Origin of the sequence: Paucibacter soli, from assembly GCF_037482845.1 — a bacterium.
Taxonomy (GTDB): domain Bacteria; phylum Pseudomonadota; class Gammaproteobacteria; order Burkholderiales; family Burkholderiaceae_C; genus Paucibacter_B; species Paucibacter_B soli.
In genome coordinates, this window is sequence record NZ_JBBHJW010000040.1 from 1 (window position 1) to 555 (window position 555).

Annotated in this window: 1 pseudogene; it reads right to left on the minus strand. The window is 68.8% G+C overall.

The features are described from left to right. Positions 1–555: pseudogene (locus WG898_RS25180) on the minus strand (heme utilization protein); the annotation flags it as partial.

Consider the following 555-nt stretch of genomic DNA (forward strand, 5'->3'; position numbering starts at 1 on the left):
GCTGGCCGTTGGTGAGTGCGTCCAACTGATCGCTGCTGAGGGCACGCAGGGCCGAGGTCGACAGCGACTTGATGTCGGCGGTTTCGATCGCCGCGATCTGCGCCGTCGAGAGGTTGGCCATCTGGGCCGCGGTCAGCGAGGCGACCTGGGCCGAGCTCAGGGCCACCACGTCGGCGGTACTCAGGCCACCGAACTGGTCGGGGTTGATGTTCAGCGCCGCCACCTGGGCGGTGGTCAACTGGCCGATCTGGTCGCTGGTGAGGTCGGCGACCTGGTCGGAGCTCAGCGCGCGCAGGGCGGCCGTGCTGATGGCGCGCAGGTCGGCCGATTCCAGCTTGGGCAACTGCACCGAGGTCAGCGCCGCCACCTGCTCGGTGCTCAGCGCGGCGAACTGGGCGGTGCCCAGGGCGTTGAGGTCTTCGGTGGTCAGATGGGCGATCTGGTCGCTCGTCATCGCCGCCACCTGGGCGGTGGTGAACTTGGCGAATTGATCCGAGACCAGCGCGTTCAGGTCGCCGGTGTTGAGGCCGCGCACCTGTTCGGTGGTGAGCGCGG